Genomic DNA, 25988 nt, shown 5'->3' with positions numbered 1-25988 from the left:
CCATTATCCTAATATAGGGAATAGCCCTCCAAAAATTACTCCTATTACTATAACTACTAATATAGCTTTAGTTGAGCTCATCTTTTTCTTTCCTAATAACCAGTATATTAGTCCTACCATTAAAGCTGGTATTAATGCTGGCATTAATTTATCTATAAAGTCAGTTTGAACATTGGTTACCTTCTCACCTATCTTATAGCTATATTTAGTACCTATTCTTACAGTAAGTGGTATCATAGCACCGATTACAGTAACACCTAGTACATTGGCAGCTTCAGTAATGTATTTAAGTTTTCCGCTTAGGTTGCTTACCAGCTTTACCCCTTCTTTATATCCAAGCTTTAAGAATACCCATCTTAACCACCAAGCAAAGAAGTTGTAAGAAGTGTATAAAAATATTCCTACCAGTGGTAGCATTAAAGCTCCACCAGACTTTAGGCCTAAAGCTAAAGAACCTGCAATACCTCCAAATACTGATTTTGCAATTACCCCATTTAAGGTATCTCCTATACCAGCTAGTGGTCCCATCAAACCTGTCTTTATTCCTAGAACAGCTTCCTTACCTTCAATACCTTTGTTTTCCTCAATAGCTATATCTGCTCCAAGAACTATAGGTGCTACGTGAGGATGAGTATTGAAAAACTGCATGTGAACCTTAACCATCTCTTTTAGTTCTTCAGGTTTCTTATAGAATTTTCTAAGAAGAGGCATCATGGTATAGGTATAGCCTAAACCTTGCATTCTTTCATAGTTCCAACCTAATTGTGATGTGAATAACCATCTTTTATAAACCCTTTTAAGGTCTTTTTCCGTTACTTTTCTATCTTCTGTATTTACTACTTGATTATTCATCTTCATCATCTCCTCCATTTACTGCAGGTACTAATCTTGTTCTGCTTTTAAACATTATTAGTGACATCGATAGTCCAAATAAAGCTACTCCTAGCATTGGTATGTTTAAATAAGCTGCTAATCCGAAACCTATTAATAAAAATGGTATAAATTCTTTGGTGTTTAATATTCTAAGAAGTACTGCTATTCCTACTACAGGTAATATTTGTCCTGACACTTTTAATCCACTCATAAGCCATTTTGGTATCTGAGCTATGGCAAATTGCACTGTATCTACTCCAGCTGTCTTAAGTATTACTAAAACTATTAAAAGTGGTAATGCTCTAGAAAGTCCCCATGGAATTGCTCCCATGATATTCATTCTTTCTACTCCTTCAAAGTCATCATTCTCCCAATATTTTTCTGCTTTTCTTTGGAAGAATACATTAGTATATCTAGCTACTATATCAAAATAAGCAAATATTGCTGATAATGCTGCTGCCATAGCTATTCCAAACTCTGGCCCCTGTCCACTTACAGATGCTATAACTATTCCTAGTGTAGTTCCGCATATATAATCTGGTATAGTGGTACCTCCAGCAGTAATAAGACCTGAACTCATAAGCTGAACTGCTCCACCTACTATTAATCCTGTTCTTAAATCCCCCATTATTAGTCCTACAAAAAGTCCCACAAATATTGGCTTATCTAGGCATAATAACGTTGTAAGCTGATCTAGTATTGCTATTGCTGCAAATACTACTAGTAATATAATTTGAATGTTACTAATGTTAATAGCTTGCATTAAACTGCACCCCCGTTAAAATTTATTCATTATCTTTTGAATTCAGCATTTCATTTACATCTCTTATTCCTTCTGTCCCTACATCTTGAATTTCTGCTATTACCTCTTTAATTTCTCTCTCCCTATTCATAAGAGCATGGATAACCATAGGTAGATTAAAACCAGTTAATAATGTTATGTTATTATTGCCTCTTAAAATATGGGTTATAGCTGAATTAAAGGGTGTACCACCATATATATCTGCAAGAACTAGCACTTCACCTCCTTCACAAGCATTTATTTTTTCCTTCAGCTCTGCTTCATAATTATCTTTTGTTTGTCCTGGCTGAAGACATAAGGAGTCTACCCCTTCTTGTTCCCCTAAAATCATCTCACAAGTCTTTAATGTATATTTTGCCATGTCTCCATGAGATGCTAATATAATGTTATACATTTAATCCTTCCTCCTAAAACTAAAGCTATAAATTTCTACATATTATTTATAATTTCATATATCATTTGTATTTCACCAATAGGCATATCAACTTTATATATCTTTGTTATTTCGCTAAAAGCAGCTTTTATTAAATTTATAAAATCTTCATGCAAAACTTCAAATTCTTCATGTCCTTGCATAATGTCTATATAGTCTCTAACTATAAGCCTTTCAATAAGACAAGATATATGAATTAGTAAGCTTATCTTTAAATTGTTGCTAAACTGCTTTCTTATACCTATTTCAATATCTGAAATAGCTCTTTCAACTTGGTCTATTATCTTGTTAGGATTTAATATGGTTAACCTATTAAGAATGTTCTCAATAGAAAATTTCTTTATTATATTGGTGTTAATATCCTCTATGGTTTTGTTTTTCAGTTTATTTTTAAGCACTATATTTAGTATTCTTTGTCCTTCTCCTGATACCAGCTCTTCCATATTTATATAAGGTATCCCTGAAATACTTAGCTTACTTGTTCCTACCACCAAAAGCACATTGAATTCTTTGAAAATCTCATCTTCAACATTATTGTTCTTAAGCTTATTGAAGTCATAAGCCATAATTTCAATACCTGTGTCGTCAATGCACTCTCTCATTAAATCCCTTATTTTAATGGCTGTACCCATACCAGATATACAAGTGGTTAAAATTACATTTTTCTTGTTATTGCTGTACCTTACATATTGGCACTTTATTTTGTTCCATTTATCAACACTTTCTACTATCTCTCGTATGGTAGAACCTTGATTAATTTTGAAACCTACCTCTAATGCTATCTGGGTTGTAATATTATTGATAACAGCTATGTCATTCTTCACAACATCTCTAAGTGACTCATGGAGGTTTTCTAAAGATCCCATGTCCACTAATGCTATTAACCCCTTGGAAGTATCTGCAGTTTCTAAATATTTTTTTATTTCTTTGGATATTTCTTCACTGGATACATCTAAGGGCATATCAAAGGCTTCAAATATAAATTCTCCCACTAGCTTATTAGCAACACTAGCAATACTGCTGGCTGTAGAATATCCATGAGCTATTATTATAGAATTAATAGCTGGCTCATTTTTACTGTTAATACTGTATAAGAAATATATGAAAAATATCATTTCTCTCACGTCAAACTTATAATCTATATTTAGTTCTATTATGCTGATAAGCTTATTGGTTATAAGATAATATCTCGGTAAAGTTTTTCTTAATATCTCTTCTGCTTTTAATAATAATTTTTTTTCTTTCTTTGAAGCATCATAAGCATTATGCATAAAATAACTTAAACTTTTGCTTATAACATCAGAAGTATTGCCGTAGTATTTTAATCCATAGTGATTTTCTAAAAACTTAAGACCATCTACCACTGTTCTTTCTAATATTTCTAAAGGAAATATTTCAAAATCAAATTCATCTTTATTAAATATAATTTCATCTGTAATTTCATTTAATACTTCTGCGGCTTCTTTGAAAATAAGCTCCTTAGATTCAAAGTTATTTTCATTTTCCTCTGTGATTTCAGCTAACCTTATTATTCTTTCATTAATAGCATTTTTATCATTAATCACTTCTTCTAAGCCTTCATAATCTTCTTTTAAAGAGATATACATATCCTTCAAATTAGATTTTTGGTCGTTAGCATCATAATTAATAAAGTCATAAGGCAAGTCATTTAATCTTACATAAATTTTATCTTTTTTTGTGCTAATACTTTCTTTATAAGCATAAGCACTACTATACTTTATAAGATTCATCAGCTTTCCAATATTGCCATTAAGCTTGTTGGTTATAAGTGCATTTAATACCACTTTACTCACTTGAATGTCATATCCAGTCTTTAAAGCTTCTTCCTTATAAAACCTATAGATAAGTTGAAGTTTTTCCTTTAAAGGTCTATCTGAAAAAGATGGTATCTTTATTTGAAGAGGTATCCTTCTCATAAAGGTCTCTAGCAGAACGTTTTCTGGCTGCTCTGTAGTTGCAAATACAAACCTTATATTTGCTTTTCTTAGTTCACCAGTTTCTCCTAATCTATTAAACACGCCTTTATCCATTAGAAGAAATAATTTTTCTTGTCCTTCAGGAGAGAGTCTATGAACTTCGTCTAAAAACAAATATCCATTATCAGCTTCTTCAATAAGACCGATCATATCTGTATTGGCACCAGTAAATGCACCTTTTTGGAATCCAAATAGTTTAGCGGAAAGCAATTCTTTATTGTTTGCATACTCAGCACAGTTAAACACTACAAAAGGAGAGTCTTCATCTATATAGCCATTGCTTCTAGCATATTCGCATATGAGCTGAGCCATATAGCTTTTTCCCACTCCACTTTCACCTGTTAATAGCACTGGAAGTCCATTATCTGGATAAGAAGCAGCTACCTTACATTGATCCACCTGTACTTTTAAGCTTCCTTTGCTTCCTATAAGCTCTTTAAAGGTATCAACTTCCTCTTGGACAATATGCAAAGCTTTATCCTTGTTTACCGCATTAAAATAAACCGGTCTAGTATTGGTCTTCTTCACAAGTCCTTCTCTAAAAAGTTCATTTAAATGTAAACTAACCACATTTCTTCTCATATCTAACTTTTCTGCTAACTCTGTAGATGTGACACCAATACTTTCCTCCCCCTTATTGTTATTAAAGGATTCTATTAAAGCCTGTAATATCTTTTCCTTATTGTTCATTACTTCCTAACCTCCTTAGGGTGAAGGATGTATATTGTGGTTTTTAATGTTACACAAAAATATATAGCAATCTTCGTGCCAAAAATATATCTAATTCCTTAACCCCTTATTTATAGCCATTTACATATGGTAATTATGTTTTATAATTAATTTTCCTACCCTTGTGTCATTATTCGACATTTTTTATGATAATAATTTTAAACTAAGCTGAATGTTTTTAAAATAAAATATTGACACTATTAATACTTTTTCCTAAAAAGTATTACTCTAACCACGGCACTACGTTACACTAAGTGCAATTTAGAATTGAGAATTTAGAATTGAGAATGAAGGAGGAAACTCCTGGCGGAGTTTCTACAAATATAATTGGCAAGAGCCAAAGGCTTGAAGCCTTTGGCTCTTTTTTTAATATATTGTTGGTTTTTCTGGCGTTCTACATTTTACATTCTAAATTCTAAATCAAATGAAACCTCATTTCATTTGATAATTATTATTGACTAGGGCACTTTAGTGCGGTAAAATATACCAGTGATATTTAAGCAGACATTCCAAATTTTAATTTGGTATGGCCGCTTACTTCTTCGTAGCATATAAAGCTACATATTCCTTCACTTGAAGCTTTATGTGCGAGGAAGAAGTTTCATTAATCTGCATTCTAAATTTTAATTTGGAACATCTTCCAGGAAAGGATTGTGTATATATGGAGGATAACTTGAAAAAAGACCTGGGTCTTTTTATAACCACAGCCTTAGTACTGGGTAATATGATGGGATCGGGTATTTTTATATTACTTATATCATTAACAGAGGTGTCCGGCCCTGGAGCTTCTATGATGGCTTGGGTCATCAGCGGGGTAGGCGCTATATTCATGGCTTTGTCTTTTGCAAATCTAGGTTCTAAATATCCTGTAACGGGTGGACCTTATGAGTATTCTAAGCTGGCCTTTGGTAACTTTGCTGGATTTTCTAATGCATGGCTATACTGGAACTCTTCTTGGATTGGAAGCATAGCCTCCCTAGTTGGCACCACTGCCTACGCAGCTTCTTTTATACCTATATTAAGCGAAAGTAGGATGGCTGCTTTCCTATTTACAAGTTCTATTTTATGGATTTTTACCTTTATTAATATAATAGGTGTCAAGAGAGCTGGCATATTTCAAACTGTGCTCACTGTAGCTGAAATTATTTTATTTATTATTTTTATAATAGCGGCTGCAAGTAGATTTAACCCTGAGTACATTAAACCAGCCTTTCCTGAGGGTAAAGGAATAAGTACTGTTACCGCTGCAGCAGCTCTTACATTATGGGCCTTTACTGGGTTCGAAACAGCTGCTATCACCGCTGGTGAAGTAAAGAATCCAGAAAAGAATGTAAAACGTGGAACCATAATTGGAATATTATTAGGTGTGCTTTTATATTTTGCTCTTAGCTTTACAGCCATGGGCGCAGTGTCGCCTAAGGATTTATTAACTGCGGATGGTAGGTGGAAAGAAGTGCTTACACCTTATTTTGGCGGAGGGCTTACCAATGTAATAATAATCACTGAGCTTTTAAGCATTTTAGGCACTACCTTTGCTTGTGTACTTACCACAGCTAGGATGTCCTACGCAGCCTCTAAAGATAGGATATTTCCTGAGATATTTGAAAAGGTAAATCCAAAATTCAAAACTCCTTCTTCTTCCTTAATAATTGCTGCAGTATTAGGAAACATATTATTAGCCATGAATTATACCAAGAGCCTTCAACAGGTGTTTACTTTCATGATACTTTTAGCCACACTAGCAGGACTCCCTGTATATGCCTCCACCTCCGCTGCGGAAATAAAGTTATGGAGAAAAGAAAATAAAAATGTTCCCTTTACGTTATTATTTCGTAAAACTATAATACCAGTTCTAGGATTTATTTATGCTCTTTGGGCTATATATGGGTCAGGACTAGAAAGTATTCTATATGGAATCCTTCTTATGATATTAGGTATTCCCGTTTACTTTTATATGAAGAAAGTAAATAAACGAATATAATTATTAAGATAAAAACATAGTATTACTAATGCTATATTTTTATTTAAAAAGAATATACCTCCAGGTGGTATATTGTGTTATTATTATTTTATACTATAAATTTTTAATGATTTACAAAATCTAATACTTAAATAATATCTATTACATAATAATTTTTATATTTATTCAATTATAAATTTCTTTATGATATTATTAATTTAATAAAAAATATGCACATTAAATATATTTTCTTTAAAAGTAGGTGATTAAATGAATAATGTTTCATTATTTTTAGCTTTTTCTGCAGGATTGATTTCTTTTTTATCTCCTTGTGTTCTACCTCTAGTTCCTGCTTATGTAAGCTATATGACTGGTGAATCAGTGCAAAGTAACAATAAAACCACAGATAAATTTTATATATTGTATAAATCTTTAGGTTTCGTTATAGGATTTTCCATAGTGTTTGTAATCATGGGAGCATCCATAACTTCCTTAGGAAAATTATTTATTAAAAACCAAATGATATTTAAAAGGATAGCAGGTATACTTATAATCATTTTTGGTCTGCACACTTCGGGAATTTTAAAAATAAAATTTTTCTCTAAGGAAAAGAAATTTATGAATTTGGGTAATTCTAAAGGGGCCTTTGGCTCTGTGCTTATGGGTATGGCCTTCGCAGCAGGATGGACTCCTTGTGTAGGACCTATATTATCTTCCATTTTAGTTTATGCTACCAGTATGGATACCATAGGCAGAGGAATACTATTGCTTATACTATATTCCCTAGGGCTTGCAGTTCCTTTCGTTTTAACTGCCTTAGCAGTGGATAAACTTTCTTCAAAACTTCCTAAGGTTACTAAGCACTTAAAGGTTGTTTCCATTATTAGCGGTATATTACTCATAATATTAGGAGTACTTATATTTACAAACAAAGTAGGACTTCTAAGTAACTACTTCAACTTCATAAATATTTAAACAGGAGAGTGAACTATGAAAAAAATAGTAATTTGGATAGCTATAGTTGTTATTATAGGTGCAGCTGGCTTTACCGTATATAACTACAATAATAATTTGGCCAAAGAAAAAGCTCAAAAAGAAAAATTAGCCCAAGAGAAAAAAGCTGAGGAAGAAAAAAAATCCGAAGAGGAAAAAAAGAAAACAGAGGAAGAAAAGAAAACTGCTGAAGAAACTAAGGATAAAGAAGAAGAAAAGGTTCCAGCTCCAGATTTTAAGTTAAAGGATTTAAAAGGAAATGAAGTTTCCTTAAGTGACTATAAAGGCAAAAAAGTATTCCTCAACTTTTGGGCCAGCTGGTGCCCTCCTTGTAGAGCCGAGATGCCAGATATGGAAAAATTATATCAAGAGACCAAAGACACCGATTTAGTAATACTAGCAGTAAACCTTGGAGAGGACAGAGCCACCGCAAGTAAATTTGTAAAGGACAATAAGCTAAATTTTTCTATACTCTTAGATGATACTACGGCTATATCAATGAAATATAATGTGGCTTCTATACCAACTTCTTACTTTATAGATAAAGAAGGTAATGTATCATCACGAAGTATAGGTATGATGACACTAGACCAAATGAAAGAAAATATAGATGCGATAAAATAAAAGAGGTAGGTACTCATGAAAGAAAGAATATTAAGCATACTTTCAGTTTTTACAGGGCTATTTGCTGCCCTTTGCTGAGGCGGGGGTATAATATTAGCGTCCCTAGGTCTAGGGACCGTAGGCTTTGCGTACTTTTCTAATCTAACAAAATACAAACCCTTATTTGTTATATTAACCGCAGTGTTGCTATACATCTCCTACAGCACCATAGAAAAAAAGAAAGCCGGTAAAAAGAGCAAAATAATATTCTGGATAAGCGCAATTCTCTCGATATTACTTATATATTATCCAACAATTTTAAGAGTTCTTGGTTAAGTAAGAAAACAGTGGGGATACAATTTGGAATTTAAAATTTAGAATTGAGAATTGAGAATGAAGGAGAGTTTTTCTGGAAAAGCACCAGAAAAACTAACAATTTATAAAAAACAAAAGTCCAAAGGCCTCAGGCCTTTGGGCTTTTTGTTAATATATTTGTAGAAACTCCGGCAGGAGTTTCATCCTTCATTTTACATTCTCAATTCTAAATTCTAAACTAATTTATCTATTTCTTCCTTATCAAAGCCCACTATTATGTTTCCATCGATATCAACCACGGGCACTCCTCTTTGACCAGATTTTTGGATCATTTCCATGGCTGCATCTTGGTCTGATGCCACGTCCTTTTCTGTGTAGTCAATACCTTTGGATTTTAGGTAAGCCTTTACCTTATGACACCATGGTCAAGTAGTTGTAGTATAAACAGTTACATTTTTCATAATAAATTCCTCCCTATCAATGTTTAATAAAATTTAATCATTTGACAATTCAGAAGCTTCTTATAATATTATTATACCCCTAATATATAGATACTTATGAAAATAATTATTACTTTTTTATTAATAATTCATGCTATATATTCTTTAATATTTCAATGATTTCCTCACTTACAGTACTTCTTTCCCTATATACCCAATCTTCATCTATTTCTAATTTAAAAGCTTTAGAAAAGGAGTAGTATAGATTTATCTTTTGATAGAGGGTTTCTAAGTTGTATAAATCCCTTATAAAACAAGAAGGTTTTGTTATCTCTTCTCTTTTTGCTATAAACACCTCATCCATATAGCTTAAAAAACTCTTCATTATTTCACCATTGGAAACATCAAAGGGTATTTTTAATAACTTCCATTGAATCCTTTGGTCAAGCTTATAAGCTTTAATATTATCAAGTATTATAAGATATTCACTGATGTCCATTTTCCTATAAAATCCTATGGTTTCTTCCTTAGTGCTCCATAGAGCTAGTTTTTCACGTAAAGAAAGCCCTTGTATATTTAGTATTGCTTCACTGAGGCCCAGTACCGCTTCTCCTATTAACTTATCTTTTATATGGATATTTTCCATCATAAATTCTGTGCTATTTCCATAAGCAGCCACATACCCCTCATTATAAATACCTTGTCTTCCCGCTCTCCCAGCTATTTGTTTAACCTCTTGAGAGTTTAAAAATCTAACTTCAGTCCCATCATATTTTTTAATATCCATAAATATTATTCTTCTTATAGGTAAATTTACTCCCATACCAATGGCATCTGTGGAAACTAAAATTGTGGTTTCCTTATTTATAAACTGCTGATACTGCTTTCTTCTAACCTCAGGAGGAAGATCCCCATATATAACTGAAGATTTAATGCCTAAATTAGAATAGAATAAGGCTAATTCTAGTACCCTTTTCTTAGAAAATACCACTAAGGCATCTCCAGGTTGAATATCTTTATAAGCAAAGGATTTGTCCTCTATTATTAAAGGTATCTTTCTTTCATACTGAATTATCTCATATTCATCTCCACAGTCTTCTAATATGTCTATAAGTAACTCCTTTGAATTTATAGCCCCACATACATGAACCTCTCTACTTTTTACCCCTAACAAGGCTCTCGTCCAAGCTGCCCCTCTTTGATCATCCTTTATCATTTGAATTTCATCTATTACTGCTACATCATAACTATCATTTAAATCTAATTTTTCAATGGTACAAGATAGATGCACTGCCTCTTCTATTAAAATCTGCTCTTCTCCAGTTATTAGATTGCACTTACCCCCTTCATTATTAAGCCTTTCGAAGTTTTCTAAAGCTAGTATTCTTAGGGGAGACAAGTACACTCCTTTAGAACTTTTCTTAAGGGCCTGCATAGCATTATAGGTCTTCCCAGTATTAGTTTCACCCAAGTGAAGATAAAATTTTCTTTTTATTTTACGAGTATCTAAGTATTCATTTTTAGGATTAGAAGGAAATACCTTTTTAAAATCCTCTGACACAATTTTAGGTATATGATTAGAAATAAGTACACTTATTATTCCAGAACTTAAATAACCCTGATAGCTGCTCTTCACTATGTCTTGAAAATTAAAATTCGTATTATTTTTCTTATTGTAGTCCTCTATAAGCCTTTTAGATATATACTCTAATATTTCTAAATATCTATCATAAACCCTATTAAAATCCTTTAACTCTTCACTTTTCATTTCATTAAGTGACTTTAGTTTCTTTCTTACAGAAGCTTCATGTTCCCACAAAGCAGACGTCTTTGAATTTCTCACTATTTCATCAATTTGGGCAATTTGATTTTTTAACTTTCTAAAATTTCTCTCTGCTGCTCCTCTTTTCATGGCTCCTCCTTTAATTCACAGTTAAGTTTAACCTTTTGCAAAAAACCGCACTGTATTAGCAGCACGGTTTACTTAACATTCTTAATATAATTACTTTGAAGGAAAATATTGATAGAAATAGCATTTTAACCTTCCGTTATACAGCTTTCTATTCTTATTAGATTTTTGTCCAAAGAAATTTTCAAAACCCTCATTAGAAGTTAGAACAAAACATGACCATTCTTCCAAGGTTCTAAATACTTTTCCCATCTCCGTGTATAGTTCCTCAACTTCATTTATTTCTCCTAACCTTTCACCATAAGGTGGATTGGTTATAATATATCCACACTTCTTTCTACTTGCAAAATCTCTTATATCAAGTTTCTGAAAGGCAACATTATCAGAAACCCCTGCTTTTTCTGCATTATTTCTAGCGATTCTAAGAATTCCTCCATTTATATCAGAAGCTAGTATTCTAAACTCCTTGTTATTTATAGAATTTCTTGCAAAGCTTCTTATATCACTCCACATATCTTCAGGTATTATGTCCCACTGCTCTGCTGCAAAGCTCCTATTAAGGCCAGGAGCAATATTTCTCCCAATCATAGCTGCTTCTATAGCTATAGTTCCCGAACCGCAAAGAGGATCTGCCAATTGCTTAGAAGGTTCCCACTTGCTTAATAATACTAATGCTGCAGCTAGGGTTTCCTTTAGTGGGGCTTCTCCAGCGAACTCTCTATAACCTCTTTTGTGTAATCCTGGACCACTAGTGTCTATGGTTAGTGTAACCACATCTTTTAGAATGGCTACCTCTATCTTATATTCTGCTCCGGTTTCTGGAAATAAATCTCTTCTATATTTTCTTTTCATAGACTCTACCACGGCTTTTTTAACTATGGACTGACAGTCTGGTACACTGAAAAGTTTTGACTTAACAGATTTACCCGTAACATGCATAAATCCCGTAATAGGTATAATATCTCCCCAATTCACAGCTAAGGTACCTTGAAATAACTCTTCGAAGCTTTCCGCTTTAAATTCTGCCATTTTAATAAGAACTCTATCTGCTGTTCTAAGCCACATATTACAAGTAACAATATCCATCTCATCGCCTTCAAAGGTGACTTTTCCATTTTCAATTATTAAATCATCATAGCCTAATTGCTTTAATTCATCTGCAACTACTTTTTCTAATCCAAAGGTTGCTGTAGCAATAATCGTAAAATCCATATTCTTCTCTCCTATGTTTAAGTTTATATTCTCTAGTATATATTATATTACCCTTTTCATATATATTTATATAAAAATTGTATATAAATATTTTTACTTTAATATGATGCCTTAGTATTTTCTAATTTTATTTTTATGTCTCTTAATAGAGTATTTAGTATATCTTAAAAATAGGTAAACAGCTTTAAAAATCATATTAGGAAGCTTTCTCTCCTTCATATTTACTGCTTCTAAAAATCTTATAAAATTATTTTTGTTTGATTCTACATGCTTTTCAATTTGCTGTATTTCTTCAGCACTGCTGTAATTCAAGTGAAGGCAAAGGGTTATAACGCCATAAAAAAAATTTCTAGGCTTTCCAAACTGTTGTGGCACAAAAACCAACTCCTCAACCTTATAAGGTGTTAGACCTATACCATCAGTTATATATTTAAAGCCTAAACTCTTAAGAACTTTTAACGTAGTATGATCAAAACTGTGACAAGGAGCCATGAAGGTCTCTACCTCTATACCATGCATTAAAAATATATCCTTACCAGCTTTAATCTTAATTAACTGTTCCTCATAGGTTAAGCCTGCAAATTCAGAGGTTTTGTTATATCCAAACTTTTCTTTAAAAATGCCCTCACTTTCTAAAATCACCTCATGAGTATATCCATGTTGAGCTATTTCTACTATATGGTTCTCTTGCATGTATTTTAGTATCTTCCAAAAATAATCTTTTTTACCCCCATAATTTAAATCCTTATCTTTATTATTAGGCACCACCCCTATAATGGGCACCACATTATGCTTTTTAAATATCATTATCGCTTTCCAAAAATTCTCCCAGTTCATGTGAGGTGTAATATCGTCTATTCGATAGATGTAATATGTGGTAAAGGCTGCTCTTAATTTAATAAATGCTTTATCATAAAACATCTGCTTACTCTCTCTATAAACCATTATGATATCTTCGTTCTTTAATATAAATAAAAGTGCTACATAAGTAATTACTCCTAAAGAGCTAGAAAATAGCAATAACAATATATCACTACTAATCCCATATTTATCCGTGATGGTTTTAATAAAATAAATAGCGACTATAGTAATAAGTGATGCTCCTAAGGACTGAAAGGAGCTTTTCCATATTTTTAGGTTATTTAAATTAGGATACAATCTGGAAAGGCTTATAAATGCTAGTAACGCTGTAATCCCAGAGGCTATAAGAGCAGATATAACTAAACCTATAAGTCCTAAATATCTTACTAGTATAAGGTTTGAAAGTATGTTTACCGCTACCCCTATAACACTATTTACGGTAACCTTTTTAGTGAGCTTTAAAGAGTATAAAGCTTGATTTAATATATCTCTAATTCCCCAAAAAACCGTGCTTATCATTCCATAAATAATAACCTTAGAAGTTAATACCGCGGCATAACCATCAAATTTTCCTCTTTTAAAAAGTATGTTTACTAAAGGAAGACTATTAGAGGCTATTATGGCTACCAAGGGAAATATTAATAAACTATGATAGTTTAAGGTTTTTGACAAAAGATCACTGGTTTTATTGTCATCACATTCTAATACCACCCTAGATAAAACAGGATAAATTACAGTAACGATGGAAGTGCTGAAGAGCCCGAAGATTATATCGCTTACCTTAGCAGAATACCCTAATATGGCTATGCTTCCTTGTGGAAGTGCAGAGGCCATATTATTTTCTACCAATATATTTATTTGATTTACTATGATGGCAAAAACCACTGGTAAAAGGAGCTTTAATAAACTTTTAAATCTATCATCATTAAATTTCATTATTAATTTATATCTATATCCATGCTTTAAAAGCCAAGGTATAGGTATTATGCACCTTAGAAAATTTCCTATCATGGTAGCTATAATAAGCCCTTGCACAGTCAATTTAGGCCATAGAGTTATATAGGCTACTATTAGAACGCTAATAGGAATATTAACTAAATTGCTAGGAGCAAATTCATCTAAGGATTGAAGAGTAGTGATTAGTACATTGGATAAAGTTAAAAATATTATGTTTATCATGGTTATCTTGGCTAGCTGCACTGTTAGGTTAAAGGCTTCTTCACCAAAACTAGGAGCAACAATCTTTACCAAAACTCCAATATTGTTTCTCCCCACAAAAAAAATAACAGCGGATATTATTAAAAGTATGTTTATGACATTATTTATAAAGTCAAAGGCTTTTTCTTTACCTTCTTTAGCATATTGCTCAGTAATAAGTGGAAGCATAGCAGTGGTAAGAGCAGACCCCACTATGGAAAAAATCATAGTAGGGATTAACAAAGATACTGCATAAGCATCTATAGAGTAATCTGCTCCATACCCATAAGCTATAAATTGCTCCCTTACAAAACCGAAACCTTTGGAAAGCACAGCTAGTACAGTAAAATAAAACACCGATTTTTTAACACTGTTTTTTGTCATATATTACCTCACAGCATTTTATCTATAACTTTTAAAGCTGCTTTTCCTTTTAGACTACAAGCTGTTATAGTTTCATAATATTCCAGATCTTTTCCTCCAAACTGCCTTTTAAAATATGAAATGCGAGCTTGTTCTTCAGTTTCCTCAGATATACCTCCCCAGTCGTATATTTTCAAATTCTTATCTTTAAGGTAAAGCATTTCTTGGTAAATTACATATTTATTTAAATGAGCTATATTATTTTGCTCTTTTCTAGTATCATAATTTCTAAAATTTGAAACCATTAGTATTCCTCTAGCATATTTCTCATCGTGAATTACAGTACGAAAAATTACAGGTTTATTATCTATACTTCCTCTCACTAAAATAAGGTTATTATTTTGTGCATACATTTTTATTTTATCAAGATTACTAGAAGGAAGATTCTTCTTCTTAATAAACTCATAGTAGTTCATTTTAAATTCTTCTATAAGCTCATTATTTTCTAATATATCCTTTGAAGAAAAGAATTCACATTTAATATCAAAGGTTAATGCTTTTTTAATGGCTCTTTTTACTTGGTTGTCAAACATGTGATAAATATCTTCTTTAGAGCCTTCTAGGTCAGTAATTAGAGTTTTTCTTTTTCTGCATAGATCCCCTTGCTCTTTATGAGTTATCTTGCTAATTAATATATCTGTTCCTTTATCTTTATTAGTTTCTTTCTCATCATAATAATCCCAGATTTCATCTAAGGAAAGTATATATTTATTATATTTAAGCCTAATTATCTCCATCACCTTCCTCTAGGTATTCCACATATTTAAAATATTTTGTCAAAGCCATAGTTGTCCAAATCCATGGATACCAGTAATCAGATATTATATTATATTGAATAATCATAGATATGAGCCCTATGAGTATAAAATATTTAAATTCAGACTTTAAACTTATTATTTTCTTAATACTGACACCCAAAATCGATACTAGGGTTAATAAACCTATAATACCGGTTTCTACAAGAGTTTCTATGAACCAATTGGTACTTCCTGTATCAAAGTTATAAGATAAATATCCTAACCCTCTGCCAAAAAGTATCTTACTTAAGCTACTACTTCTAAAACTTTCATAACTAAACTGCCAACGCCAAAACCTTCCTGAATCATTAACTAAAAATAGTTTGTCCTTTATTCCCTGAAAAAAAGGTATATCCTTTACAAAATAAAGAGTTATCAAGGATATAAATAAAAACATTATAAAAAACAGTATCTTTTTTTTACTGCGAACTTCTATGGCATACATTGGATAAATTATAAAAAAAGATACTGCTATACTTACAAAAGATCCGGCACTGAAACTTACTACATATCCTGAAATGCATATAATAGAGTATATTATAAATATTGATTTTTTCTTATATTTATTTAAATAATATAAACTTACAGGTAAAAATGCATTAACAAACATAGCAAAATGCCCTGATTCACTCATAAAAGCCCTGCTTCTTTGATACTTTTCAAAATACAGAGCATCATATTTTGCTATAGAATCTAATTTAAGCATTTGAAAAACATTTAATAATGAAGGCATAAAGTTTCGTGCAAAAAACTCTAACAATGCAAAGGAACAGGTTATTAATACCATAATGCTTATCCACTTTAAAATCATTTCTATCTTTATATCATTTTTCTCTAAATACCTGGGAAGGAATATACCATAGCATATTAGTATAAAGGAATAAGATAAGGTATGCTTTACAAAGGTCATGTCACTACTGTTATTATTAAATAAAAAACCTAAAGCACATATTATAATAAACCCAATATATAAAAGAAAATCTAAAGAAATTTTTTCTTTCTTTTTAGGATTCTTTTTAAAAAATGCTGCTATGGTGATTAGCATTACTATAATATAATTTGTAGTGATATATTTTAAGCTAAGCATGTATGTCATAGGAAGGGTTAATAAAAATATTATAAGAAGCAAGTTCAACTTTCTCACCTTTTTTCTGAAAGTATCAAATTTTCAATTTCCCTAACCATTATTTCTGCATCATATGGTTTTATAGTATATTTATATGCGTTATCTGTTAAACTTTCTCTTATAAATTTATTGTCTTTTAATATTAATATCTTATTTGCTAGATCTTCACTATTCTCTTTTTCAAATAGCATTCCATTAAATCCATCTTTAACAAGCTCTAAAAGGCCATCAACATTTGATGCAATTACAGGCACATGGCTTGCCATGGCCTCTAAAACTACCAATCCAAACCCTTCCCATCTAGAGGGTACCACCATAATATTAAAATTTTTAATTATATCCTGTATATCTTCTCTAACCCCTAGTATAATAACATTTTCTTCAATCCCATAATTAGAGATAAGCTTCTCATAATATTCTCTAAGCTCTCCATCACCAACGAATACATACTTTATATCATTGTATTTCTTAAGTTTATTACAGGTCTCTAAAAGAATATCTTGCCCTTTAGCCTTTCTAAAATTTCCTATACAACCTACTATAAAATCATCTTCATTGATATTTATATTTAAAGATTTAATTATCTCATTTTTATCCTTATGATTATTAAATTTACCTAAATCTATACCATTTTTTATTATCACAGTTTTTTCTTTATTTATTTTATTTCTTTCCATTAAGACTTTTTGTACGCTTTCAGAAACACATATATATTTAGAAACTTTAAAGGAAGTTATCTTGTCAAATAGAGCTGCCAGTATATTTAAATCTTTTTTAGTGCTTTCTACCGCAGTGAATATTTTAGTTTTACTATGGAATAATTGTAAAAGTCTCACTATAAAATTCACTTTATATCCAAAGCAATAGATAAAATCATACTTTTCTTTAGCCAAATGCTTTCTTATGGTAAATACTGTTCTTATAAAACCTTTATCTTTAATATCAAAACACTTTACCTTTACTCCTAAGGACTCTATCTTTTTGTCTATAATTTCACTTTCATATAGAAATGCCGCTTCCACAGAAAGCTTATCCTTACTAAATCTCTTTATAAATTCTAATATCTTTAGTTCACTCCCCGCCAGCTTTGTACTGCTGCCAAAAATTAAAACTTTAGGTTTCATCTTTTTTCACCTCATGGTCAGTTGAGTTTCATACCACTTAATGGTACTTTTTAATCCTGTACTAACATCTACTAAAGGTTCATATCCAATATATTCCTTAGCCTTATGGATATCTCCTTTGGAATACAGCACATCCCCTTGTCTTTCTGCTTGGTAAATAGGATTAAAGGGCTTATGCATAATTAAACTAATAGATTTTAATAATTCATTTATGGTAATGTTATCACCACAAGCTATATTAAAAACTTTGCCACAAGCAGAACTTGGAGCGGTAGAGGCTTTAATATTAGCTTGAATTACGTTTTCTACCGCAGTAAAATCTCTATATTGATTGCCATCTCCATAGATAATAGGCCTTTCATCTTCCCATAATGCCGTAATAAATTTAGGTATCACCGCTGCATAACTGCTATGAGAATCCTGCTTCTTTCCAAAGACATTAAAATATCTAAGCCCAATGCTTTCTAAACCGTATAATTCATAGAATAGCCTGGCGTATTCTTCATTCGCCCTTTTCGTTAAAGCATAGGGTGAGAGCACCCTACCTTCTTCTCCTTCTCTTTTTGGAATAATGCTACTATTTCCATAAACGGAAGATGAAGATGCATACACCACCCTTTTAACCTTGTTATCTAAGGCAGCTTTAAATAGGTTTAAAGTACCTTTTATATTTATATCTTCATAAAGTAATGGCTCCTTAATGGATCTTGGCACAGAGCCCCAAGCTGCTTGATGCAGTATAAAATCAACATCTTCACAGCATTCTCTGCACTTTTTTAAATCTCTTATATCCCCTTCTATAAGCTGAAAATTCTCACTACTTAAGAATTCTTTTATATTTTCCATCTTTCCAGTAGAAAAATTATCTAAAACTCTTACCTTATAGCCTTTTTTTAATAGTTCTTCTACTAAATTGGATCCTATAAACCCCGCTCCACCCGTTACTAAAAATCTTGTATTATAATTTTCCTTTTCACTTTCAATATTCACCGCTAAAGCCTCCAATATAAATATCCTTTAGATATAATATTCTCTTTATCAAGGATACCTTTTACATCTATAATCACTCTTTTTTCCTCAGCTTTATCAATCTCTTTAGAATTTTCCATAGGTTTTTTAAACATATTTTCTAAAATATTAATATCAAGATCTTTATATTCATCATGAGCTACAGCCACTATTATCATGTGGACATCTTCTATATCTTCTATAGGAGTCAGCCTTAGCTTATATTCCTCTTCTACTTGTTTACAGTCTGCTAGAGGGTCTGTTATTACAACCTCTATGCCATACTCATTTAATTCCTCTGCAATGTCTATCACTTTACTATTTCTAATATCTCCGCAATTTTCCTTAAAGGTTATACCTAGAATACAAACCTTACTTTTATTAATAAAGCTGTTTGCTTTTATTAAACACTTAACAGCATTTTCTGCTATATATTTTCCCATATAATCGTTTATTCTTCTTCCAGAAAGTATAACTTGAGAATGATATCCTAAATTTTCTGCTTTGTAGGTTAGATAATATGGATCTACACCTATACAGTGACCTCCTACAAGTCCTGGGTAAAAGTTCAAGAAATTCCACTTTGTTGAGGCAGCCTTAAGAACCTCCAAGGTATCTATACCCATTTTGTTAAATATAATGGAAAGTTCATTTATGAAGGCTATATTTATATCCCTTTGAGAGTTTTCTATTACCTTCGCTGCTTCTGCCACTTTAATAGAGCTTACTTTGTGCACTCCTGCTGCTACCACCAAACTATATATTTCATAAATATCCTCTAAGCTTTCACTGTCCATGGCTGATACTATCTTAACTATATTCTCTAGCTTATGAAATTTATCCCCTGGATTTATTCTTTCTGGAGAATACCCTACCTTAAAGTCAATACCACATTTAAGTCCAGACAGCTTTTCCAGCTGTGGTATGCAAATCTCTTCTGTAACCCCTGGATATACAGTAGACTCATATACCACTATTGAACCTTTAATAAGATTAGGTCCAAGGATATTATTTGCACCTATAATGAAGGTTAAATCTGGACTCTTATCCTTGTTTATAGGGGTGGGAACAGCTACTACATGGAACTTACACTCCCTCAACTTCTCACTTTGAGAAGTAAAATAGGCTGTACACTTTTTAATTTCTTCATCCCCTACTTCTTGAGTTACATCTTTTCCTCTTTTATAACCCAGAACTTTTTCTTCATTTATATCAAAAGCAACCACCTCTAATTTTTTACTAAAAGCATATGCTAAAGGCAGTCCTACATACCCTAATCCAATTACAGATAACTTTTCTTTATGCGAAATTAATCTTTCATGAAGCTTCAAGATATTAACCTCCCAGTACCTTAGACTTTAATAGTACTTTATATACTTCCAACTGTTTTTGTACAACTTTTTCTTCATTATATAGTTGTAATGCTCTAGCTCTCCCTTGTTTCTTCATAGCATTCAACATTTCTTCATCCTCACATAATAATTCTATTTTTTCCTTTATAAACTCTGGAGAATTAACCTTTATCAAATACCCGGTGTTATCTTGTACCACCTCTTCACGACACCCTCTTATATCTGAAGCTATAACGGCACATTCCATGACCATGGCTTCAATTATGCTGCGGGGCATACCTTCTCTATAGGAAGGTAGACAAAAGATATCTGTAATATACAAAATATTATTTATATCCTCCCGCCGTCCTGTAAAAATAATATTTTTTTTATTATAATATTTCTTTAAAGCTTCAAAGGTTTTTGTATCCCTCTCTCCCTTTTCTAATCTACCTACTATTAAAAGCTTTATATCATCCCTTTCTATCTTTTCAAAAGCCTTTAGCAAATCTAATATACCTTTTTCTTCTACTAATCTTCCTATAAAGGTAACAACTTTATCTTTCTCACCTATATTAAATTCACTTCTTAGATTTTTTATATCCTGCTCCTGTATATTTTCTATATTAAATTTATTTCTACCATCCACACCATTACCAATAGCTAATATTTTATCTTTAGGCTTGAATTTACCCTTAATGGCTGTTTCATAATCTTCAAGGCTTTGAGTAAATAAAAAATCAGTAAAATATTTACCCATAAACTTTTCAATATTATAGAAAAGCTTGTAAGTTAATGGTGACATATTTTCATGAAAATAAAACCCATGAGCTGTATATATTATTATTGGAACTTTGGCTAACTTAGCTGCTATCCTCCCTAATACTGCTGCAATGGGAGTATGCACATGGACTATATGAGGCTTTATCTTTTTTAGTTCTTTATATATTTTATAAATACACCTTATATTTGATATGGGTGCAATCTTTCTTTCTATCTCCACATTAACCACATTAATATCTCTATCTCTTACTATTTCATCTGATGTTTCACTGGGTGAGTATAGTGCTGTAAGGGAATAACCTTCTTTTAAAATACCTTTGTTTAAGGCATAGAGCATAGTATTCATAGTACTTTCAATAGCTGTAAGCTGAACTATTCTTATTTCTTTCATATAATCACCTCAGATTACTTTCACAGTTATGGCTTAAAGTGTAGTTTGGAACTAATTCCTTTAACTTCATAAGAAGGTTTTCTTCTTGTCCCCATTCTGTATACTTTTTTAATTCCATTAACTTATCTTTGATATCTTCTATCTTCCTTTGTTCAGCTTTACTTACAAATATTTTTTCGTGGTTTGTTTCTTTAAGGCCTTCTTCCTTCATTAATAACTCTTCATAAAGTTTTTCACCTGGTCTTAAGCCTACTACTTCAATGTGTATATCTTTTTCTGGAACCAAGCCTAAAAGACGTATAAAGTCACAAGCTAAATCATATATTTTTATTGGACTACCCATGTCTAAAATAAATATCTCTCCACCCTTGGCAAAGGCTCCTGCCTGTAGCACTAGCTGCACCGCCTCATCTATAAGCATAAAGTACCTTGTAATATCAGAGTGTGTTATGGTAACTGGTCCACCCTCTTCTATTTGCTTTTTAAATATGGGTATAACAGAACCATTACTTCCTAGTACATTACCAAATCTCACTGCTACAAATTCAGTATCACTAACCCTATCATAGGTTTGTACTAAAATTTCACATACTCTTTTTGTTGCCCCCATAACACTGGTAGGATTTACAGCTTTATCTGTTGAAATAAGAACAAATTTCTTTATATTAAATTTATCTGCACATTCTATTAAATTAAGAGTGCCGAATATATTGTTTTTAACAGCCTCTGTAGGATTATCCTCCATTAATGGTACATGCTTAAAGGCTGCTGCGTGGAAAACTACCTCTGGAGTAAAAAACTTAAATATATTTTCTACCCTTTCCATATCAGTAATAGAGGCAATAATTATTTTAAAATCTAAATATGGGAATTTTTTCTCCAGTTCTATTTGTAGCTCATAAGAACTATTTTCATATATATCCAGTATTAATAATTTCTTTGGTCTAAAATTAGCTATCTGTCTACATAATTCCGAGCCAATGGAACCTGCCCCTCCAGTAACCAGCACTCTTTTATCTCCTATATATTCTGAAATTCCTAAAGTATCTAGTTCAACTTTCTCCCTATGAAGAAGTTCTCTAAAATCTATTTCTTTTGAATTATTCTTTTTCAATAACTGTAAGTTTAGAAACCTTTTAAAAATACTCATCTTAAGTCACCTTTTCACAAAAATTTTTGTGCATAAATACATATATATTCTTTAATATCTTTATATGTGCAGATTAATAAAGTGCTACTGTAATTTCTAAAAATATTATTACTTAAGCGACACCTTACAAAAACAACTAAAAGCATGAATATATGTAAAATATTTATTAGTACTGAATAATATATAATATGCATTTTATCTAATTTTCTTGTTTGATATAAAAACTTTTAATATAAAGGAGATGGAATTTAATGGCTAAATTAAAAAACAAAATCTCTAAAAGGTTATTTGACATATTTTTTTCTCTACTTGGACTTATTTTAATAAGTCCTTTCCTCATAATAGTTTCTATAATAATTAAAATAACTTCTGAAGGGCCTGTATTTTTTTTACAAGAGAGGTTAGGACAATATGAAAAGCCCTTTTTTATTTACAAGTTTAGAACCATGGTGATAAATGCTGAAAGTCTTGGTAAGCAAATAACTGTAAAAGGTGATAATAGAATAACAAAGGTAGGTAAAGTATTAAGAAGATATAAGATTGATGAGTTTCCTCAGCTTATCAATGTGCTTTTAGGAGAAATGAGCTTTGTAGGTCCCAGACCTGAGGTTAAAAAATATGTGGATTTATATACTAATGATCAGAAAGAAATATTTAAAGTAAAACCTGGAATAACAGATTATGCCTCTATAGAATATAGAAATGAAAATGATCTGCTTAGTACAGTAGAATACCCTGAAGAATATTATATAAACACCATTATGCAAGATAAAATAAATTTAAATAAAAAATACATTGAAAAAAATAATTTATTTATTGATGTGAAAATAATTCTAAAGACTATTTCAAAATGTTTTAGATAATTCTTTATAAAAAAATTGTTGTCTACATTAGACAACAATTTTTAAATTCATTATTGTAAGTTTTGAAGCTTTTCCCAAAGCATAGGATATTTGTTCCTTAGATTTATTATTTTAAAGCTATGAGTATCTACAAAGGCCTGTAGGGTTTTCCCTTTAGCAATTAATGCCCCATCCTTTTCTCTTCTAACTTCATATAATAGCACTACCTTAGCAGGGGTAAGCTCCTTCATGGTGGTTTCAATGATTAGTTCATCATCGTATTTAGCTCCCTGTATATATCTGCATTGTGTTTCCACTAAAGGCATCATTATACCGGCTTCTTCTATTTCTCTATATCTAATCCCTGCACCTTGTATAAAATCTTCTCTTGCCGTTTCAAAATAAACGTAATAATTAGAATGGTGTACTATACCCATAGCATCAGTTTCTGCATATCTAACTCTAAGCTTAGTTGAGCTTTTAAACATAAACATTCCTTCTTTCACTTAAAACTGCTTACTTAATAATTTACATCATAATTATTTGTTTGTCATTAATTTGTATGTTTATTATAATTAGATTAGTTAATCTAATAGCAGTTATTATCACTAATTTATAGGAGGTTTGAAATATGAAGGTTGGAATTATAGGCTTAGGAGGTATAGCTCAAAAGGCGTATCTTCCAGTAATCACAGCAAGAGAAAATACTGATTTAGTATTTTGCACTAGAAATGAAGCCACACTAAATAAACTCTCACAAAAATATAGAATTAGTGAATTTACTAATTCTATTGATGATTTAATTAAACTTGGAGTGGATGCTGCATTTGTTCACACTGCCACAGAATCTCACAAAGAAGTTGTGGAAAAGCTTCTTAAGAATGGTATCCATGTGTATGTAGATAAACCTATATCCTATTATTATGATGATGCTTTATCGCTGGCAGAATTGTCCAAGAAGGTTGATAAAACGTTAATGGTAGGCTTTAACAGAAGATTTGCCCCTATGTACAGAAACCTTAAGGAAGAAAAGAAACCTGATATAGTTATTATACAAAAAAATAGAATAAATCAACCTGATAATGTAAGGAGATTTGTGTTTGATGATTTTATTCATGTAGTAGATACACTTAGATTTTTCATGGGAAGCTCTCATAATGAATTAAGTGTAAGGGCGTTACAGAAAGCTGACAAGCTTTATAATGTAGTTTTACAGTTATCCAATGAAGCTACCACAGCAATAGGAATGATGAATAGGGATACTGGCGTTGCTGAAGAAGTAGTAGACTATATGTGCTCCGGTAAGAAGTTCTTTATAGAAGATCTTGTACATACCACAAAATATGAAAATAACAAAGAAGAAATATTTAAATTTAATGATTGGGATCCTACACTCTACAGAAGAGGCTTTTATCAAATTATAGATGAATTCTTAAACTCCGTAGAAGAAAACAGAACACCTTCTATTACCATAGAAGATTCAATAATAACCCATGAAATCTGTGAAAAAGTAGTTGAAACTTTGATGAATAAGTAACTTAGTGAAGGATTTTGCCAGAGCAAAGTCCTTTATTTTCTAAAGACTATGATATTGCTGGAAGCATCCATTTCCACCATGGCTATTTCTCTTTTATAATCTACTATGCCTTGATTTACTAATTCTGTTTTTAGCCACTCTTCAGTTTTATTAACATGTTTTAAATTGGTTTTAATTATTTTTCCATCCATTATAAGCGGTATACTAAAATCGGACTTTAAAGGTTTTATATTAATATCTTTAAGTTCTATAGGTTTATTTTCAGCTTTGGGAAAAATTGATATATTACCCTGAGGTTCCATAATTACGATATCTAATTTATCAATTTTATCGTAGCCTTGCTGTCTCAGCAGTCCCATAAATTGATTTAAGCTAAGGCCTAGATATTTTAAGTTTTTCATTTCTAGTTTCCCTTTATTTATAAGCACTAGTGGTGTGTGTTCCATTATTGGAGTAAGCTTATTAAATAATGCTAATCTGGAGGTTAAAAACATAAAAAAAATTAAAAGCCCTGAACCATAAACGGACTTAATAACCACTTTATCCACTATGGGTTCCGCTGCTACGTTAGCAAGTATCATCATACCTGCAAATTCATAAGCTGTCATTTGTGCAATAGCTTTTTTACTTAAAGCTCTGGCACAAGTATATGTGAAGAAGTACACTAGCAATACTCTTATACTGTAAGAGATGAAATATTCCATATTTTTCGTTCTTAACCATCATGAAATATATTTTTTAAGAACTTACTCCTTTCATAAGAATCTCTTGTACTAAGGACCTGAGAAACCTTTCACTGAATAATCTAAAGAGAATTTTAAGGCTCCCAGATATTCTAGTGCAGAAGGCTCTTTATTTCTAATACAATAATCTAATTGACCTAAGTTATTATTAAAATTTATAAATGCCTCTGTAGCATTATTTGATTGTATCAGTATTTTTTTATCATAATAAGTTTTCTTAAAGTCATCCAATTGCTTTTGTGCGCTATCCCAATCTTCTTTTACAATGCTTTTTTCCATCTTATCTATTTCCCTTATTAAAGCCTTTTCTGGCAAAAGCAAATAAAAGCCTCCCCAAAGTAGAATAAAAGCAATAATCCAAATAACAACTATAAATTTTCTCATATCAGTGTCGTTTAACAAATTATCA

The 25988-nt window shown here is 31.4% G+C and carries 22 protein-coding genes and 1 pseudogene; 5 read left to right on the top strand and 18 right to left on the bottom strand.

The genetic code is table 11. The annotated features are described in order from the left end of the window. Positions 1–3: 3 nt before the first annotated feature. From BUA82_RS19055 to BUA82_RS19040, 4 genes are read right to left on the bottom strand one after another with little or no spacing between them, the layout of a single operon-like run. A complete protein-coding gene (locus BUA82_RS19055; protein WP_073012325.1) occupies positions 4–858 on the bottom strand; it encodes a PTS system mannose/fructose/sorbose family transporter subunit IID in 855 nt (284 codons plus the stop codon). Beyond that, a complete protein-coding gene (locus BUA82_RS19050) occupies positions 845–1636 on the bottom strand; it encodes a PTS mannose/fructose/sorbose/N-acetylgalactosamine transporter subunit IIC (RefSeq protein ID WP_083600036.1) in 792 nt (263 codons plus the stop codon). The genes BUA82_RS19055 and BUA82_RS19050 overlap by 14 nt, the downstream gene beginning before the upstream one ends. A 22-nt stretch (positions 1637–1658) precedes the next feature. Further along, on the bottom strand, positions 1659–2069 hold the full coding sequence (locus tag BUA82_RS19045) for a PTS sugar transporter subunit IIA (RefSeq protein ID WP_073012322.1): 411 nt from the start codon (positions 2067–2069) through the stop codon (positions 1659–1661). Positions 2070–2104: 35 nt separating this feature from the next. Then, the gene (locus tag BUA82_RS19040; RefSeq protein ID WP_073012319.1) at positions 2105–4795 is read right to left on the bottom strand and encodes a sigma 54-interacting transcriptional regulator; all 2691 of its coding nucleotides are present in this window, start codon (positions 4793–4795) and stop codon (positions 2105–2107) included. Positions 4796–5507: 712 nt separating this feature from the next. Here BUA82_RS19040 and BUA82_RS19035 point away from each other — a divergent pair. The 3 genes from BUA82_RS19035 (at position 5508) to BUA82_RS19025 (ending at position 8411) form a co-directional block, all read left to right on the top strand. Then, positions 5508–6815, top strand: a complete 1308-nt coding sequence (locus BUA82_RS19035; protein ID WP_423230468.1) for an APC family permease — start codon at positions 5508–5510, stop codon at positions 6813–6815. 249 nt (positions 6816–7064) lie between these two features. Beyond that, positions 7065–7769 carry a cytochrome c biogenesis CcdA family protein gene (locus BUA82_RS19030; protein WP_073012317.1) on the top strand — a complete coding sequence of 235 codons (705 nt, stop codon included), beginning with the start codon at positions 7065–7067 and terminating at the stop codon, positions 7767–7769. 15 nt (positions 7770–7784) lie between these two features. After that, positions 7785–8411 (top strand): TlpA family protein disulfide reductase, encoded by a 627-nt coding sequence (locus BUA82_RS19025; RefSeq protein ID WP_073012315.1) that lies wholly within the window; start codon positions 7785–7787, stop codon positions 8409–8411. Positions 8412–8938: 527 nt separating this feature from the next. On the opposite strand, the gene BUA82_RS19020 is transcribed toward BUA82_RS19025, so the two are convergent. The 11 genes and pseudogenes from BUA82_RS19020 to BUA82_RS18970 all read right to left on the bottom strand — a co-directional run. Further along, positions 8939–9166 (bottom strand): glutaredoxin family protein, encoded by a 228-nt coding sequence (locus tag BUA82_RS19020; protein ID WP_083600035.1) that lies wholly within the window; start codon positions 9164–9166, stop codon positions 8939–8941. 133 nt (positions 9167–9299) lie between these two features. Next, complete coding sequence (locus tag BUA82_RS19015) at positions 9300–11057, bottom strand: helicase-related protein (protein WP_073012313.1); 1758 nt, start codon at positions 11055–11057, stop codon at positions 9300–9302. Positions 11058–11147: 90 nt separating this feature from the next. Continuing rightward, positions 11148–12266 (bottom strand): THUMP domain-containing class I SAM-dependent RNA methyltransferase, encoded by a 1119-nt coding sequence (locus tag BUA82_RS19010; RefSeq protein WP_073012311.1) that lies wholly within the window; start codon positions 12264–12266, stop codon positions 11148–11150. A gap of 111 nt (positions 12267–12377) precedes the next feature. Continuing rightward, positions 12378–14708, bottom strand: a complete 2331-nt coding sequence (gene murJ, locus BUA82_RS19005) for a murein biosynthesis integral membrane protein MurJ (RefSeq protein WP_073012309.1) — start codon at positions 14706–14708, stop codon at positions 12378–12380. 8 nt (positions 14709–14716) lie between these two features. Continuing rightward, the gene (locus BUA82_RS19000; RefSeq protein ID WP_073012307.1) at positions 14717–15484 is read right to left on the bottom strand and encodes a hypothetical protein; all 768 of its coding nucleotides are present in this window, start codon (positions 15482–15484) and stop codon (positions 14717–14719) included. Next, positions 15471–16679 (bottom strand): O-antigen ligase family protein, encoded by a 1209-nt coding sequence (locus BUA82_RS18995; RefSeq protein WP_073012305.1) that lies wholly within the window; start codon positions 16677–16679, stop codon positions 15471–15473. Before BUA82_RS18995 ends, BUA82_RS19000 begins: the two co-directional genes overlap by 14 nt. A gap of 5 nt (positions 16680–16684) precedes the next feature. After that, positions 16685–17794, bottom strand: coding sequence for a glycosyltransferase (locus tag BUA82_RS18990; protein WP_073012303.1), 1110 nt, complete (start codon positions 17792–17794; stop codon positions 16685–16687). Between the two features lie 6 nt (positions 17795–17800). Next, on the bottom strand, positions 17801–18784 hold the full coding sequence (locus BUA82_RS18985; protein ID WP_073012301.1) for an NAD-dependent epimerase/dehydratase family protein: 984 nt from the start codon (positions 18782–18784) through the stop codon (positions 17801–17803). A 2-nt stretch (positions 18785–18786) separates the two neighbouring features. Next, a complete protein-coding gene (locus BUA82_RS18980) occupies positions 18787–20133 on the bottom strand; it encodes a nucleotide sugar dehydrogenase (protein WP_073012299.1) in 1347 nt (448 codons plus the stop codon). A 4-nt stretch (positions 20134–20137) separates the two neighbouring features. Next, positions 20138–21307 (bottom strand): glycosyltransferase family 4 protein, encoded by a 1170-nt coding sequence (locus tag BUA82_RS18975; RefSeq protein WP_207650321.1) that lies wholly within the window; start codon positions 21305–21307, stop codon positions 20138–20140. Positions 21308–21311: 4 nt separating this feature from the next. Next, positions 21312–22412, bottom strand: a pseudogene (locus BUA82_RS18970) (UDP-N-acetylglucosamine 4,6-dehydratase family protein); the annotation flags it as partial. A gap of 296 nt (positions 22413–22708) precedes the next feature. Here BUA82_RS18970 and BUA82_RS18965 point away from each other — a divergent pair. Further along, on the top strand, positions 22709–23320 hold the full coding sequence (locus BUA82_RS18965) for a sugar transferase (RefSeq protein WP_073012295.1): 612 nt from the start codon (positions 22709–22711) through the stop codon (positions 23318–23320). Positions 23321–23370: 50 nt separating this feature from the next. Here the strand turns inward: BUA82_RS18965 and BUA82_RS18960 are convergent, their stop codons facing one another. Next, positions 23371–23787 carry an acyl-CoA thioesterase gene (locus BUA82_RS18960; protein ID WP_073012293.1) on the bottom strand — a complete coding sequence of 139 codons (417 nt, stop codon included), beginning with the start codon at positions 23785–23787 and terminating at the stop codon, positions 23371–23373. Between the two features lie 143 nt (positions 23788–23930). Here BUA82_RS18960 and BUA82_RS18955 point away from each other — a divergent pair, with 143 nt between their 5' ends. After that, complete coding sequence (locus BUA82_RS18955; protein WP_073012290.1) at positions 23931–24836, top strand: Gfo/Idh/MocA family protein; 906 nt, start codon at positions 23931–23933, stop codon at positions 24834–24836. A gap of 32 nt (positions 24837–24868) precedes the next feature. Here BUA82_RS18955 and BUA82_RS18950 read toward each other — a convergent pair whose 3' ends face one another. Next, positions 24869–25501 (bottom strand): DUF421 domain-containing protein, encoded by a 633-nt coding sequence (locus tag BUA82_RS18950; RefSeq protein WP_242949011.1) that lies wholly within the window; start codon positions 25499–25501, stop codon positions 24869–24871. A 108-nt stretch (positions 25502–25609) separates the two neighbouring features. Further along, the gene (locus BUA82_RS18945) at positions 25610–25981 is read right to left on the bottom strand and encodes a DUF4363 family protein (protein WP_083600034.1); all 372 of its coding nucleotides are present in this window, start codon (positions 25979–25981) and stop codon (positions 25610–25612) included. Positions 25982–25988: the final 7 nt, after the last annotated feature.

It is taken from the genome of Clostridium amylolyticum (genome assembly GCF_900142075.1).
Lineage (GTDB): Bacteria > Bacillota > Clostridia > Clostridiales > Clostridiaceae > Clostridium_AA > Clostridium_AA amylolyticum.
Note: the sequence above shows the minus strand (reverse complement) of the source record. Positions and strands in the feature narration are given on the sequence as shown.